11 protein-coding genes are annotated in these 15,954 nt (G+C 43.5%); all 11 read right to left on the minus strand.

Going from position 1 to position 15,954, the window contains the following annotated elements; translation table 11 throughout:
• Position 1 precedes the first annotated feature (1 nt).
• Complete coding sequence (locus NDQ75_RS05920) at positions 2 to 1,219, minus strand: TolC family protein (protein WP_202028470.1); 1,218 nt, start codon at positions 1,217 to 1,219, stop codon at positions 2 to 4.
• A complete protein-coding gene (locus tag NDQ75_RS05925) occupies positions 1,216 to 4,968 on the minus strand; it encodes an efflux RND transporter permease subunit (protein WP_202028471.1) in 3,753 nt (1,250 codons plus the stop codon). Before NDQ75_RS05925 ends, NDQ75_RS05920 begins: the two co-directional genes overlap by 4 nt.
• 149 nt (positions 4,969 to 5,117) lie before the next feature.
• Positions 5,118 to 5,537: an HYC_CC_PP family protein gene (locus NDQ75_RS05930; protein ID WP_202028472.1), complete on the minus strand. Its 420-nt coding sequence runs from the start codon at positions 5,535 to 5,537 to the stop codon at positions 5,118 to 5,120.
• 54 nt (positions 5,538 to 5,591) lie between these two features.
• The gene (locus NDQ75_RS05935; RefSeq protein WP_202028473.1) at positions 5,592 to 7,586 is read right to left on the minus strand and encodes a heavy metal translocating P-type ATPase; all 1,995 of its coding nucleotides are present in this window, start codon (positions 7,584 to 7,586) and stop codon (positions 5,592 to 5,594) included.
• Position 7,587: 1 nt separating this feature from the next.
• Entirely contained in the window at positions 7,588 to 7,944 is a 357-nt protein-coding gene (locus NDQ75_RS05940; protein WP_202028474.1) for a SpoIIAA family protein, read from the minus strand.
• Positions 7,945 to 8,000: 56 nt separating this feature from the next.
• Positions 8,001 to 8,417: a Fur family transcriptional regulator gene (locus NDQ75_RS05945; RefSeq protein ID WP_202028475.1), complete on the minus strand. Its 417-nt coding sequence runs from the start codon at positions 8,415 to 8,417 to the stop codon at positions 8,001 to 8,003.
• Positions 8,417 to 9,052, minus strand: a complete 636-nt coding sequence (locus tag NDQ75_RS05950; protein WP_202028476.1) for a cation diffusion facilitator family transporter — start codon at positions 9,050 to 9,052, stop codon at positions 8,417 to 8,419. Before NDQ75_RS05950 ends, NDQ75_RS05945 begins: the two co-directional genes overlap by 1 nt.
• A 4-nt stretch (positions 9,053 to 9,056) precedes the next feature.
• On the minus strand, positions 9,057 to 10,256 hold the full coding sequence (locus NDQ75_RS05955) for an efflux RND transporter periplasmic adaptor subunit (protein WP_202028477.1): 1,200 nt from the start codon (positions 10,254 to 10,256) through the stop codon (positions 9,057 to 9,059).
• On the minus strand, positions 10,256 to 14,599 hold the full coding sequence (locus NDQ75_RS05960) for a CusA/CzcA family heavy metal efflux RND transporter (protein ID WP_202028478.1): 4,344 nt from the start codon (positions 14,597 to 14,599) through the stop codon (positions 10,256 to 10,258). The genes NDQ75_RS05955 and NDQ75_RS05960 overlap by 1 nt, the downstream gene beginning before the upstream one ends.
• A gap of 124 nt (positions 14,600 to 14,723) precedes the next feature.
• Positions 14,724 to 15,032, minus strand: a complete 309-nt coding sequence (locus NDQ75_RS15970; protein ID WP_317191283.1) for a DUF6660 family protein — start codon at positions 15,030 to 15,032, stop codon at positions 14,724 to 14,726.
• Between the two features lie 250 nt (positions 15,033 to 15,282).
• Positions 15,283 to 15,576, minus strand: a complete 294-nt coding sequence (locus tag NDQ75_RS05965; protein WP_202028479.1) for a hypothetical protein — start codon at positions 15,574 to 15,576, stop codon at positions 15,283 to 15,285.
• Positions 15,577 to 15,954: the final 378 nt, after the last annotated feature.

Consider the following 15,954-nt stretch of genomic DNA (forward strand, 5'->3'; position numbering starts at 1 on the left):
GTTAGTTGATTAGATAGTTGATAATCGCTGACTGTGCATAGTACATCCGCACCGATTCGATCTGGTTCATCTGAAATTTCAATTGCAATTCCTGAATGTCCAGCACATCGTTAAAATCGATGGTTCCGGTCTCATAATTTTTTATCAGGATTTCTTCTGCGTCGTTCGCCTGCTTGAGATTCTTTTCTTGAGTGTTGAATTGGATACGTGCCTGATTGCGTTGCGATTTTGCTTTCGCGAAAGCGGTTTCCAACGTATTCAATCGTTCGTTTTTCTGGGATTCGATTTCCAGTTGTCTCAGTTCATTCTGTTTGGAAACCGATGAATAGCGGTTGTTGAAAATCGGGATGGACAGCGATACCATTGGCATCACGATATCCTTGCCATTATCGCTAAAGGTCATATCGGGTCGCTCAGAAACGGGTACATAGTCCAATCCAAAACCGATGTTCGGGGCACTTTCCTTTTGGTTCAGCAATTCGGACTGCTCAATGGACTCGTAAAGTCTATCGTATTTGAGCAGTTCCGGATTGAGTGCCAAGCCTTCTTTGCTATATATCGGGTCTTCCGTCGGGATGGTCATTTCCGGGACGACTTCAACGGAAATGCTTTCCTTTCGGTTCAAAAGGTTGTTGAAGCTGGCTTGTTCCGCCAAATACTCTTCCTGAAGGACTTCCTTTTGTTGTTGCAGTTCGTTCTGCCGAATCTGCAATCGAAGAACATCAACCGCAGAAGCCTTGTCCACTTCCACAGAGGTCAAAACCAACCGTTCGTAGGTTTGTAGCAGTTGGATGTTTTCGTCCAATACATCCTGTTTCGCCTTGTTGGCATACAGTTGGTAATAGGATTGTGCGACTGAGAGTGCTAGTTTTCGTTTGGCAATGGCAATTTCAACAAACTCGGTTTCCGCCATTGAACTGGCATAATTTTCGCGCGCCGTTATGGTACCGAACCATGGCAACATCTGCGAAATAGAGAATCGTGCCCGTTGCGCACCCGTCCTTGTTTCGGGTTCGCTTACAAAGTATCCTGCGCTTACCACAGTATTAGGTAGCGTATTGACCTCGTTTACCTTTTCTTCGGCGATATTGTACTGCAGCTCGTAAGCCTGAATATCTGGATTGTTCGCTTCCGCTTCCTGAATGTAGGATTGTAATTCCTGTGCTTTCGCAAAAGCGGAAACAAGCAATAATCCAATTATGATTTTTATATTTTTCATTTGCTCGCACGTTTAAGTTGATACTCTTTTCGCCAGCTATATAGTATGGGCAGTAAGAAATATGAGGTTATATCAATGAGCATCCCGCCCACAATAGGGATGGCCATCGGAATCATAATATCGCTTCCCTTTCCGGTGGATGTCAGCACGGGCAACAAAGCCAGAACGGTCGTTACCGTGGTCATCAAACAAGGACGGATGCGCTTCCCGGCCGCTTCCCGAGTGGCTTCACGAATTCCCGGTTTGTCATTAGGTTTTTCCTTCTCAAAACTTTGGTCGAGATAGGTGGCCATCACCACACCGTCATCAGTGGCGATGCCGAAGAGTGCAATAAACCCGACCCATACCGCAACGCTCAAGTTTATGGTCTTGATGTTGAACAGGTCGCGAAGGTTCTCACCGAACAAACTGAAATTGAGGAACCAGTCCTGGCCATACAGCCAAATCATTACAAAGCCACCTGCAAAGGCTATGGCGATACCCGTAAACACCATCAAAGAGGTGGTCACCGATTTAAACTGGAAGTATAGAATTAGGAAAATAATAATCAAGCAAAGGGGAACTACGATAGACAGGGTTTTCTCGGCTCGTAACTGGTTTTCGTAGGTGCCCGTAAACTTGTAGCTGATTCCCCTGGGCACGGTCAGTTCGCCGCTATTTATTCTGTCCTGAATCAATGACTGGGCGTTTTCCACCACATCCACTTCGGCAAAGCCGTCCAACTTGTCAAATAAAACATAGCCGACCAAGAAGGTGTCCTCACTTTTGATGACCTGTGGCCCTTGCTCATAACGGATATCCACGAGTTCACCAAGGGGAACAGGGCTTCCTTTTTCTACGGGAACGTAGATGTTTTTCAGGTCAGTCGGGTTATCACGTAATTCACGCGGGTAGCGCACCCTTACCGCATAGCGTTCCCTGCCTTCGACGGTCTGGGTCAGGGGCATTCCGCCCACGGCCACTTGCAGAATTTCCTGTACGTCCATAATCGAAACACCGTAGCGTGCCAACTGTTCCCGTTTTATATCTACCAACAGATAAGGTTTGCCCACGATACGGTCGGCAAATACGGCCTGTTCTTTTACACCTTCGGCTTGTTTCAATATTTCTTCTAGTTCCAATCCGAACGCTTCGATTTCCCGCAAGTCCTGACCCTTGACCTTGATGCCCATAGGTGCACGCATACCCGTTTGAAGCATTACCAATCTTGTTTCGATAGGCTGTAACTTGGGTGCGGAAGTAATACCGGGAAGTTTAGTGACCCTAACGATTTCGTTCCAAATATCATCTGGACTCTGGATTTCAGGTCGCCAGTTGCGATAGTACTCGCCATCGTCATCGGGAATCAACTCGTTTCTTGTAATAGACGTTTGCAATTGTGATGCTTCATAATTGGCATCGCTTTCTACTTCGTTGTTCGGATTGATATGTAACTTTTCGTTTTTCAATACAAAAAGACCATCATTATTAACCCGATAGCGTTGCCGTTCGCCCGAAGTGTTGCGCATATATTCGGACTTGTACTGAATCACGTTTTCGTACATCGAGAGCGGTGCCGGGTCAAGTGCTGATTCGGTGCGACCGGCTTTTCCGACCACCGTTTCGATTTCAGGGATGGTGGCCACCGCCATATCCAGTTGTTGCAAGACCCGTTTATTTTCCTCTACACCTGAGTGCGGTAGCGAAGTAGGCATCAACAGGAACGAACCCTCATTGAGTGCTGGCATAAATTCCTTGCCCGTGTTCCGCATAATAAAGAAACCAAGGATGAGCAATGTTGTGGGGATTATCAAGAACAGCACCCTGTTTTGCAATGCCCATTTTAAGATGTTATCGTAGTACTTTCTGAGTAGCGAAAAGATGCCCAGAACACCAAAACAGCTTACCGCTACAAAAATGAGGTTCATAATTAGGCTGCGGTCGAAGCCGAGCGGTCGCCAATACTCGGCCAATAGGAACACAACAGCAATGGTGGCGATAGCCGTATTGATGAGATTTTTTTGCTTCCGCGAAAGCGAAACCCGCATCGATAAAATAGCTGCTGCACCAAATGCCACAAGCACTAGTCCCATCCAGTACCCAAAAACCACGGCGGTAATTCCCAAGAGGATTAAAAGCCCATTGATGGCATATTTCAAGCGCTCTCGCATTTCGGTTTTTCTAAAGAGAGTGGCCGCGAATGGTGGAATAAGAAACAGCGCAATAACGAGTGCAGCGGCCAATGCCATTGTCTTGGTAAAAGCAAGTGGCCGGAAAAGTTTCCCTTCGGCACCAATCATCGTAAACACCGGAAGGAAACTGATTATCGTAGTCATTACCGCAGTAACAATGGCACCCGAAACTTCGGCAGTGGCGTTGTACACGATTTCGTTTGTCGTATAAGGTTGACCGTTTTCGTTTGCCCGTAAGTCTTCATCTTCCAAATGGCGAATCATATTTTCGGCGAGGATGACCCCGACATCTACCATCGTGCCAATGGCAATGGCTATACCCGAAAGTGCCACGATGTTCGCATCCACATTAAAGAGCTTCATCGTGATAAAGACCATCAACACGGCCACGGGCAATAATCCTGAAATCAATATGGATGCCCTTAGATTGAATACCATTATGATGATGACCAAAATGGTTATCAGGATTTCCAAGGTCAGGGCCTCGTTAAGCGTACCTAAGGTTTCCTGAATGAGTTCGGTTCGGTCATAAAAGGGGACTATGGTTACTTGTGAGGTTCGACCGTCGGCCAATTCCTTTATAGGAAGCCCCGAGCTTACCTCATCGATTTGGTCTTTGACATTATTGATGACTTCCAGAGGATTGGCACCATAGCGGGCTACCACCACACCACCTACGACTTCGGCACCTTCCTTGTCCAAAATTCCGCGACGTGTAGCAGGTCCCAAGTGTACCTTGCCTACATCCTTGATTCTTATAGACGTGAAATTCTCGGAATCGACGACGGCATTTTCTATGTCGGCAATGGATTTCACGTAGCCAAGACCGCGTACCAGATACTCGGCCTTGTTCATTTCCAAGGTCTGTGCACCGATGTCCTGATTGCTTTCCTTGACCGCTTTTACGATATCGGCCAGACCGATGTTGTACTGCCTCATCTTTTCTGGGTCAACGTCCACTTGGTATTCTTGTACATAACCACCAATGGATGCCACTTCCGAAACACCGCTGGCAGAAGAAAGGGCATATTTTACGTAGTAATCCTGTATGCTGCGCAATTCCTGTAAGTCCCATCCGCCCGTAACATTACCGTCCCTATCACGCCCTTCCAAGGTGTACCAGAAAATCTGTCCCAATCCCGTGGCATCCGGACCCAAGGCGGGATTGACACCATCGGGCAAGAGACCGCTGGGTAGCGAGTTGAGCTTTTCCAGGATACGGCTTCGCGACCAGTAGAATTCGATATCCTCTTCAAAAATGATGTAAATGCTGGAAAACCCAAACATCGAGGAACTTCGTATGGTTTTCACACCAGGTATTCCTAGAAGGGAAGTGGTGAGCGGGTAGGTAATCTGGTCCTCGATATCCTGCGGTGAGCGTCCTTGCCATTTGGTGAAAACAATTTGTTGGTTTTCGCCAATATCCGGTATGGCGTCTACGGCCACAGGGGCATTGGGCAATATTCCGGTGTTTAAGTTAAAGGGGGCATTTACGATGCCCCAACCTACGAACAGGACGAGCATCAGAACCGCAACGAGTTTATTTTCTATAAGGAATTTTATGCCTTTGTTCAGCATATAAAATGATAATTAGACAGTTATACAATGGTGGCTTGTTGCAATTCTGAAAGTTGAATACAACAAAACGTGCCCAGAACGGGATTATCGTTGGGCTTAATGCCGTTCCTATGTTCCTATCACATCGGAATCGGACTAATGTCTAAAAATCAAATTAAATAGGTCTCGTAGAGTGTCTGAACGTCTCGTTCAATAAAGGGGGACGAGTAATCCTTGAATGGAACGATGTTTTCATCAAGTCCCTCGAAAAGATTGATATAGGTATAGAAAAATGTGGCAACGAAGGTCTGTTGCTCAAAAGTAAGTTTGTTGAATGATGTTTTAAGGTCGTCAATATTTTCCTTCACGATTTTTTGGTCTGAGCAACAAGATTTCTTGCTCATTATGGGATTTTCACAACCCGTGGTTGCTTGTACCTTTTCCATTCCGCAGGTTTCTGCTTTTGTGAAGAAACTAAAATCGACCAAAGAATCCCCACAGTAGTGCATATCTACCGTAAAAGACATTGTAGTGAACATCACTACAAACGCCATCAAAACGGACAATATTTTATGGAAAATCTTTTTCATTGATTCAAAATTACAAAATTTTAACGGTTTTTATTGGGTTTAACGAAATTTTAATCATTTACCCCATTTCTTTTTCTGCAATCTGACCGCATTCAAAATAGCCAATAACGCCACCCCAACATCGGCAAACACCGCTTCCCACATTGTGGCCAAGCCACCAGCACCAAGAATAAGAACAACAATTTTTACCCCAAAGGACAGACCTATGTTTTGCCAGACAATCCTACGGGTGGAACAACCGATTTTGACCGCTCTCGCTATCTTGCTTGGTTGGTCAGTCTGGATAATTACGTCTGCGGTCTCTATCGCTACATCGCTTCCCAAACCACCCATTGCGATACCTACATCGCTTGCAGCAAGTACGGGCGCATCATTGATCCCGTCGCCCATAAAGGCTATGATCGTATCGGGTTGTGTTTTCAGTTCTTCAACCTCGTTCAGTTTATCTTCCGGTAGCAGACCACCTTTCGCCCAATCGATATTCAATTCTTCAGACACCTGTTGGGTAGTGGAATCCTTATCGCCAGAGAGCATTATGACTTTGGAAATTCCTGCTTCACGAATTTGCTTTATGGCTTGGTGGGCATCTTCCTTCAGTTCATCGGCTATGGTCACATATCCGGCAAAATTTCCGTCGATGGCTATCATTACTATGGATTCGATTATGGTATCGGTCTCAGCAGGAACTTCGATACCGTTGGAAACCATCAAAGCTTTATTCCCAACCAATACGGTTTTTCCGTTTACCGTTCCTTTTAAGCCCTTTCCAGCAACTTCCGAAACTTCGGTCGCTTCCAAGTCTGCACCATCAGCTTTGTATTCCAGTATCGCCTTTGCGATTGGATGGGTGGATTGCTCTTCCATTGCCATTAGGTATTGCATAAATTCCGCTTCCCCTTCGACTGCGCTCAGGGCAGGCGCGAAATTATTTTTGGTCACCACTTCCTTAATCTTAAAGACCCCCTTGGTAACAGTTCCCGTTTTGTCCATTACTACTGTATTTACTTTGGTCATTGCATCCAAAAAGGATGCGCCTTTGAACAGAATACCGTTACGGGATGCTGCACCCAGACCGCCGAAATATCCGAGCGGGATGGAAATGACCAACGCACAGGGACAGGAAATAACCAAGAAAATCAACGCACGATAAAGCCAATCCCTAAATACATAATCGTCCACAAAAAAGTAAGGCAAAAATGTTAAACCGATAGCAAGAAATACAACGATAGGGGTGTAAATCCGTGCAAACTTTCTGATGAACAATTCAGTCTTTGATTTACGTGCGGTGGCATTCTGCACCATATCCAGAATACGGGAAATAGAACTGTCCTTAAATTCTTTGGTGGTTTCAACTTCGATGACACCATCGAGATTGATACTTCCCGCAAAAACCTTTTCGCCTTTCGCGATGGTATCGGGCTTGCTTTCGCCTGTTAAAGCAGCTGTGTTGAACGCCCCTTTCTCTGAAAGTAAAATACCATCAAGCGGTACTTTTTCACCCACCCGAACCTGAATTTTCTCGCCAATAGCAACGGTTTCGGGATTAACAGAGACAAAATCATCATCACGATAGACCAAGGCTTCATTAGGGCGCACATCGAGTAGTGTTTTAATATTTCTTTTGGCACGTTTGACCGCTGCATTCTGGAACAGTTCGCCTACGGCATAGAACAGCATAACCGCCACACCTTCAGGATATTCGCCTATGGAAAAAGCCCCCAAGGTTGCAATGGACATCAAGAAAAATTCCGTAAAGAAATCGCCTTTTAAGATACTATTCCATCCTTCCCGTATAACGGGAAATCCAACCGGGATATAAGCTACTGTATACCAGACAACGCGAATCCAACCTTTAAAAAAGGGAAAGTCATCAAAATAATCAATGGCTATACCAATAATCAGCATTACAAAGCTGAAAATAGCGGGCAGGTAGGTTCTAAAATTGGAAACTTCATCGGGACTACTATGGTTGTGTCCGTCATCGTGACTGTGCTCACCTTGATGTTCGTTCGGGTCTAAATCCCGTAAGTTTACTTTTTTCTTTTTCATACTATTCGGTCGCCCAAGCCATTGCCTGTTCCTTGTTTTTCATTTCAAAATATTTGGCTTCACTTCTGGTAAAAAAGTCGGTTGCCTTGGCCGCCCATTCCTGCCATTTTTTATTCCCGACGAATGCTATTTTCCCGTAATCGTTGATATGGGCTACATCGGTTTTGATGTCTTCCCAAAATCCTTTGAGCGTGTAACCTTCAAAATCTTCCATTTCAAAGTAGAAATTTACTTTTTGACCTTTATCGATGATTTGATGGATACGCTGGTGGATGGTCTTTAAATTGGCTTCATCCAATTTTCCCGATAGCCTTGCGGCTATTAGATTTTCTTTTGTAGTGTCAATAAATTGTATCATAATATATTCGTTTTTGTTTTCAATATAAAGGTTCTACCCGTGCAACGGAAGTGCATTTATTGTCCGCTGCATTTGTCGCAAATGCCCTTTAGTACCAAATTGGCATCCTCTGCCACAAAGCCTTCTGGCAGGTTGATATGCGGAATTTTATGTTCGGTCAGGCAAACGGTTTCATCGCAGTTATTACAATGAAAATGCAGGTGCAAATCTTGTTCAAGCTCACAATTGCAACCAGGTTCGCATAGGGCATACTTTTGTACGCCTGTGCCATCGTCAATCTGGTGTACCACACCTTTTTTCTCAAAGGTTTTTAAGGTTCTGAAGAGAGTAGTTCTGTCAGCATTCGAGAAAGCGGTCTCAATATCCGTTAACGAAATGGCCACTTCCTTTTCTGCCAAATATTTGTAAATGAGTATTCGCATTGCTGTAGGGCGAACACCGTTTTCGTTCAATCTTTGTTCTATTTCTTTCATTATCTATCAAGATTCTTTTTAATGTTTTTTGCTTTGGTAAAGGCTTCCCAGCCTTCTTTTGCCGCATAGGGGACAATCAACAATGCCGCGACTGGGTCAGCCCACCACCAGCCCAACCATTTCACGAGCAGCAGACCTAATAGTACTACCACGGTTTGGTACAGGCAGATAAAAGTGTCCTTGGCATCCGCTAACAGTGCGGGACTATCCAGTTTATTTCCATAGTTCCTTTTGTAGTAAATCAAAATGGGATTTACAACCAATGATACCATAAGTATCACAATGCCAATCGTTGACCAAGAAGCCGTTTCTTGACTAATCAGTTTTGATATGGAATCATAGGATATGAAGGCACAGATAAGCGCAAAGGATATCGCAATGACGTACAGCGTTATCATTTTTCTTTTCTCTACACGCCTCTCATCGATGCCCTTAATTTCGCCGTGCAATCGCCAGCCCAATGTTCCGGCACTTATTACCTCGATGGTACTGTCAAGTCCCCAGCCTATCAGCGCCGAACTGTTGGCAGTAAAGCCTGCGATAAGCGATACGACCACTTCGATGACATCATAGATGACGTTCCAAATTTGAAGTGTGCGTGCTTCCTTTAAATTTTGTTTTCTCTCGTTTTCCATACGATTAGTGGCTATGTTCCGCTTCGCCTTTTTTCATTTCTGCCATTAAATAGTAAGCATTGTTAAAGGCATATTTCGCATTCGATTTCTGTTCTGTTAGAAAATCAATGGGAATCCATTCACCATCTTGAGCCCCTTTTGTTACTTCATTAGGTGTAAAAGACCAGTCATCACCTTCCTTTTCAACTAAAAACACAAAAAATCGGTTACCATCAGCGGCTATGGCACTTTCGGGTATCGCCAACGTCTTATTGTTGTCCGTTTGTATGCGCCCTTGGATGTACATTCCGGGTATCAGGTTGCCTTCCTTGTTCTCAATTTCTGCGTGCACGTGTATTGCTTTCGGGTTCTGCTCAAAAGTCTTTCCTACGGAATAGATTTCAGCAGTAAGTTCCTTCCCGGGAATGGATTGAACATTGAACGTCACTTTCTGACCTTCCTTAACCTTATAGACATCCTTCTCAAAGACCATCAAATCAGCGTGAACGTGATGGGTGTCCACGATTTCCATTAGGTCGGTCTGCGGTTCTACATATTGCCCTGTTTTGACCTCTACCTTTTGTACAAATCCTTCGATGGGACTTCGCAGTGCAACACGCTGGTAAATCGTTCCGTTTCTTACGCCCGATGCACTAACGCTTAGCTGTTGAAGTTGGGCTTCAAGACCGTTCACCATACTTCTGGATGCTTGATATTCGGCTTCTGCCTTTTGGAAATTAGCACCACTTCCTACACCTGCATCGTAGAGGGTTTTTTGTCGTTCAAATTCTTTCTTTAGGAATTGACTGTTACTATAAGCATTTAGGTAATCGGTTTGTTTTTGAATGATATTGGGATGCGAGAGGTAAGCGACTGTTTGCCCTTTATTGACCTTATCACCCTCGATAACTTCAATTGAAACTACGTTTGCACCTACAACTGTTGTGATGGTTGCTTCGTTTTGTGGTGGGACTTCCAACTGACCATTAGCTTCCACATACCCACTCATATTTCGCATTTGTAGGGTATCGATTTGCATTTGCAGGGCTTCGAACTGTTTTGCTGTGAGCATCACTTCTTCGGCTTTGCCTTCTGCGTGGGCTTCTTCCGTTTCAGAATTTCCCTCATTGTTTTCAGCTGACTCTGATTTAGAATCACCGCAAGAGGTTAACCCTAAGAGCATAGTCAATAAAGCGATGACTGTATATTTAGATAGATTTTTCATTATTGTTTGAAATATTGTAGTTCGAAAACTGATTTTAGATAATTGTCGAGCGCATCCAGCGCATCCATTTCCGTTTGAATGGCATCTCTGATGATTTGGGTAAAGGCTGCATAATCCACGGCACCTTCCTTGTAGGCAAGTAGTGCGCCTCTGCGTTGCTCTTCGGCAAGAGGCAAGGCTTTATCCCTGTAAAATTGCCAAGATGTTTCCCACTTTTGATAGGACTGTAAGGACTGCTGATATTCGGATTGCAATTGGCGTTGTGTATAGTTAGCATTTGTCCTTGCGATTTCGCTATCGATTTTAGCGGCCTTCGCTTGGCTACGTTCTGTACCAGAAAATAAAGGAATGGAAATACCAGCTTGATAGCTGTAAAATCCGCTATTGCCGTTCACTCTTTGAAGTCCGCCCTGAAGATTAAACTTAGGAAGCAAGTCAGAACGGGCTGCATCATAATTTGCCTCAGCTTCATCAATTTGCCTTTGCGAAAGTTTCAGTTCGGGATGATTTTCCACTGTTGTGGGTATGCCCAATACTACAACTTCACTTTCGTCAAGCGATTTAGGTACAGTGTAGAAAGTGTCTGAGACCAGCCATAGGTTGAGTTTTTGAAGGGCAATGGCGTAATCGCTTTCGGCCTGTTGCAATTTGTTGCGGATTTGCAATGCCTGATTGGTTGCCGATGAATATTCCAAGCGTGAAATGGCTTCTACCTCATAATTGAGCGCAATGGCTTTTTCAAATTGTGAATAGATAGAATCCAGTTCTTGGTACAGTTCAAATTTCTGCCGTTGCTGATAAGCTTGCGACCACGCCTTTTTAACTTCCTGTTCTACTTGAAGTTCAGAAAGGTCAAGAGCGGTTTCGGCCAAAGCGATACGTTGCTTTTGCAGTCGCTTTTTCGCACCTATGCCGAATAAGTTGATATTCTGTTGCCCTAAACCAACCAATGTATAAATACCCTGACCATCCGATATTTCCTCGCCACCCGTAAACACTTGGGTGTTTCCAAAATCGTAAGCTGTGCCTTTTAGAGCAGTCTGTCTTTGTATTTCCAACTGTTTCGTTTTCAAGAGCGGATAGTTTTCCTTAGAAATTGTTACCGCTTTTTCCAATGAAATAATTGGCAGGGAATCATTCTGTGGAACTTGCTGCGCTTTCGCAAAAGCGGAAGTAAATAGCAAACAAACTACTGCCATAGCGGTAGCAAATTTTGGATTCAATTTCGCTTTTCGTTCCGAACGTTTCTCGACCCATTGATAAAAGATGGGCAGTATAAAGAGCGTCAAGAGGGTGGAAGTTATCAATCCACCAATGACCACGGTTGCCAAGGGTCGTTGCACTTCCGCCCCTGCGGATGCTGAAATGGCCATAGGTAGAAAACCAAGAATGTCGGTAAAGGCAGTAAGCATTATAGGGCGTATCCTTCGTTTAGTACCTTCCACAATCCGGTCTTTTAAATTTGTTACGCCTTCTTCCTTCAATTCATTAAGACCGCTTATCATTACCAATCCGTTCAGTACGGCAACCCCAAAAAGAACAATGAAGCCGACCCCTGCGGAAATACTAAACGGCATATCCCTGAGCCAAAGGGCGAACACACCACCTATGGTGGCCATAGGGATGGCCAGATAAATCATCAGGGTCTGCGGAAAGGATTTTAATGCAAAATATATCAGGATGAATATGAGCAACAGTGCAATTGGAACCACGGTCTGCAATCGGTCGCTGGCGCGTTCCAGATTCTCGAATGCACCACCATAGCGTATGTAATAGCCTGCGGGTAACTCAAACTGTGCATCCAGTCTTGCCTGAATGTCCTCGACCACCGATTTTACATCCCGTTCACGGATGTTGATGCCCACATACGTTCTACGGTTGGTGTTGTCACGGCTGATCTGCATCGGTCCGGGTTCATAGCTTACTTCGGCGATTTCTCGTAAGGGTATCTGGGAACCGTTGGGCAGATTGATGAAGAGGTTTTGAACATCCTCGATATCTTTGCGGTTTTCCTTTTGCAACCGAACTACCAAATCGAATCGCTTTTCGCCCTCGAAAATCACACCTGCCTTACCGCCTGCGAAAGCCGCTTGTACCACACTATTGAGTTGGTTGATTTCCAGACCGTATTGTGCCAGTTTATTGCGGTTGTAGTCGATGGTAATTTGTGGCAGACCGTCCGTAGCCTCTACTTTCATATCGGCCACACCGGGAACGGTCGCAATGATTTTGCCCATTTCTTCCGCCTTGCTTGCCAGAATGTCCAAATCTTCCCCAAACAGTTTAATGGCAACATCCTCACGTACACCCGTAAGTAGTTCGTTAAACCGCATTTCTATGGGTTGGGTAAATTCATAATTCACACCGGGAACTATGCTTATGGCTTCCTTCATTTTTTCGACCAATTCATCTTTGCTTTCCGCAGATGTCCATTCATCACTTGGTTTTAAAATGACGAATACATCTGCAATATCCATTGGCATAGGGTCGGTAGGTACATCGGCCACACCGATACGGCTGATGATAGTTTCAACTTCTGGAAATTCCGCTTTAACTATTCGTTCTATTTTTGTAGTTGTCTCTATAGTTTCCGAAAGGGAACTTCCGGGTTTTAGGATGGCGTGAAAGGCAATATCGCCTTCATCCAACTGTGGGATGAATTCGCCGCCCATTCTGGTAAAGGCAAAAATTGCAACTGCAAAAAGAGCAATAGCGATACCTATAACCATCTTCCCTTTAGTGAGCGATTTGGTCAATAGCGGTTCATATTTTCTTTCAATCCAGTGCACGAATTTATCGCCATACGATTGCTTTTCAGATTTTGGTGGTCTAAGGAATAATGCCGAAATCATTGGAACATAAGTCAAGCAAAGTAACATTGCACCAATCATAGCAAAGATGAAGGTCAATGCCATAGGCTGGAACATCTTGCCCTCGACACCTTCCAAAGCTAAAATTGGCAGGAAGACAATAAGAATGATAAGCTGACCAAAGAAAGCGGCGTTCATCATCTTTTTAGAAGCCTTGGCGGCGATTTCGTCCCTCGTTTCAGATTTCACGGCCTTCTTTTTGACTACATAAGAATACATTAGGAAAACGGTACTTTCCACAATGATGACAGCACCGTCCACGATAATACCAAAATCAATCGCCCCTAAACTCATCAGGTTTGCCCACACGTCAAACACGTTCATCAGTATAAATGCGAACAACAGCGATAGGGGAATGGTGGATGCCACTATTAGACCACCGCGCCAATTCCCTAAGAGCAAGACCAAAACAAAGATTACTATGAGGCCACCTTCCAAAAGGTTTCCGGTCACAGTTCCTGTAGTTTCGGCAATCAATTCGCTACGGTCAAGGAATGGTTTTATGCTTACCCCATCCGGAAGGGATTGCTGAATCTGTTCCATCCGTTGGGTTACGTTTTCGATGACTTCGTTTGAATTTGCGCCTTTCAGCATCAAAATCATTCCGCCTACGGCTTCACCCTTACCATCTTTGGTCAGCGCACCATAGCGCACGGCACTTCCTATACTTACATTCCCTACATCCTTTATTTTTATGGGAATACCGTTGACCGTTTTTACGACCATATTTTCGATATCCGAAACGGTTCTGGCAAGTCCTTCGCCACGGATAAAATTAGCTTGATGGTTTCGCTCGATATATGCACCGCCCGTATTCTGATTATTGTTTTCCAAAGCCGAAAACACTTCAGATATTGTAATTCCGATGGCGCGAAGTTCGTCAGGGTCAACGGCTACTTCGTATTGTTTTTTATTTCCGCCAAAAGCATTCACTTCCACAACGCCAGTAACCATTGCCATTTGTCTGCGGACTATCCAGTCCTGAATCGTTCTGAGTTCCGTTGCAGAATATTCGCCTTGGTGCTCATCATCGACTTCAAGGGTATATTGGTAGATTTCGCCCAATCCCGTTGAAATGGGTCCCATTGCTGGTTCGCCAAAACCCATCGGAATTTGTTCCTGTACCTCAGTAAGTCTCTCGGCAACGAGTTGTCTGGGTAAATAGGTTCCTAAATCATCGTCGAAGACAATAGTTACTACAGAAAGACCAAAGCGGGAAACCGAACGGATTTCCTTGACATTGGGCAAGTTGCTCATTGCCAACTCGACAGGATAGGTCACAAATTGCTCAATATCCTCTGTTCCCAGATTGGGCGATTGTGTAATGACCTGTACCTGATTATTGGTAATATCTGGCACGGCATCAATAGGGACTTGGGTCATACTGTAAATGCCAGCACCAATTAATGCAAGCGTGAGCAGACCAATTATAAATTTGTTATTGATTGAAAAATCAATGATTTTATTAATCATAGATAAGGGTGTTAATTCAGTTTAAATTCTCTGTGGGCGCATTACAGAAATGCAACGCACTATTTTGACATATCCAAAATAAGGACACGTCAAAACAGGAAATAGCTATCCTATGAAAACTGAATTATACCTGTGGGGGCTGTAAAAGGGAATGGGGAATATCTTTGCCAAGATTATCAAAATGGGCAAAAAATTTGTTTGGAATTGCAGGCTGTAGCGTTTCAAAAGCAACAAGCCCAAAGTTTATGGTGTGAACGTGGCAGCAATGACATTGGCAGAAAGGCGAGCATAACTCGCAATCCTGGTCGTGTTCGCCATCAAAGTCAATTACCGTAACAACTTGGGAATCACTTTCGTTATTCGCCGAGTCGCTGCAAGGGACAACATTAAGTGCCAAGAAGTAAAAGGATAATATGATTGCTAAAAATTTCACAATACAAAGATAAAAGAATTTTGATGCAACTGTGTTGCATAGAAGCAAATCGATTTAGTTGATGTGTGTTTAGTTAAGCTCTTTATTGGCTATAGATTTTGCGAAACAATTTTTTTAAAATTTTGATTTTTCTTCTTCACATAGATCCATTCGAATAATTTTATAAACCTCCAACTAATGGAAAGATTTACTCAATATAAAGAATTTGAGCGTAAAGTTTTATACTTTACTTAAATTGAATTATTGAAGTTTATCTGTGTTCATAGCCATCATTTAAAAACTTCCCATACTTCTTCTCCACCAATTTGAAAAATTCAGATAATTTAATTCCATGGTTGAAGCACATTGTACTCAATGTAGACAGAGGTATATTGTATCCATCCTTTTGTTGGATTTTCTCTATAACATGATAATTGACACCGTATAATTTTCCATACTTTCTAGTACTGGTTTCTTTGGAACTCAACCATTCTTCAGTAATGAATTTGCAAACGTACTTATTGGAAAAATACACCTTACTTTTATTTGTGTTTTTACTTGCCATCAACACAAATGAAAAAATTATTTGAAATTTTAATGAGAGCGTACGCTCTCATTAAAGCTTTTTTTACTATATTTACTTCAGAAAATATTTTCTGATACCAAATATGAAATGTTATGCGCTCACTTATTAGTTCAATGGGCGTAAGGTGTAGGACTTCTTTAAAGGGGTTCATTTATAAGGGAAATCCCTTTATCATTTTTGAACGAATAAAATACTTTGGGTTATGAAAAATCCAAAAATCAATCAAACCATTTTAAAATATAAATTATTCAACCTATACGGTATAGGGATAAGCCTATTTGAAATCCTTTTCAAAAAGAAGCCAAAGAACCCGATATAACTATCATTAAATTATAGGATACCCAGTAACACATTAAA

The sequence above is a fragment of the Galbibacter mesophilus genome (assembly GCF_023721415.1).
Classification (GTDB): Bacteria; Bacteroidota; Bacteroidia; order Flavobacteriales; family Flavobacteriaceae; genus Galbibacter; species Galbibacter mesophilus.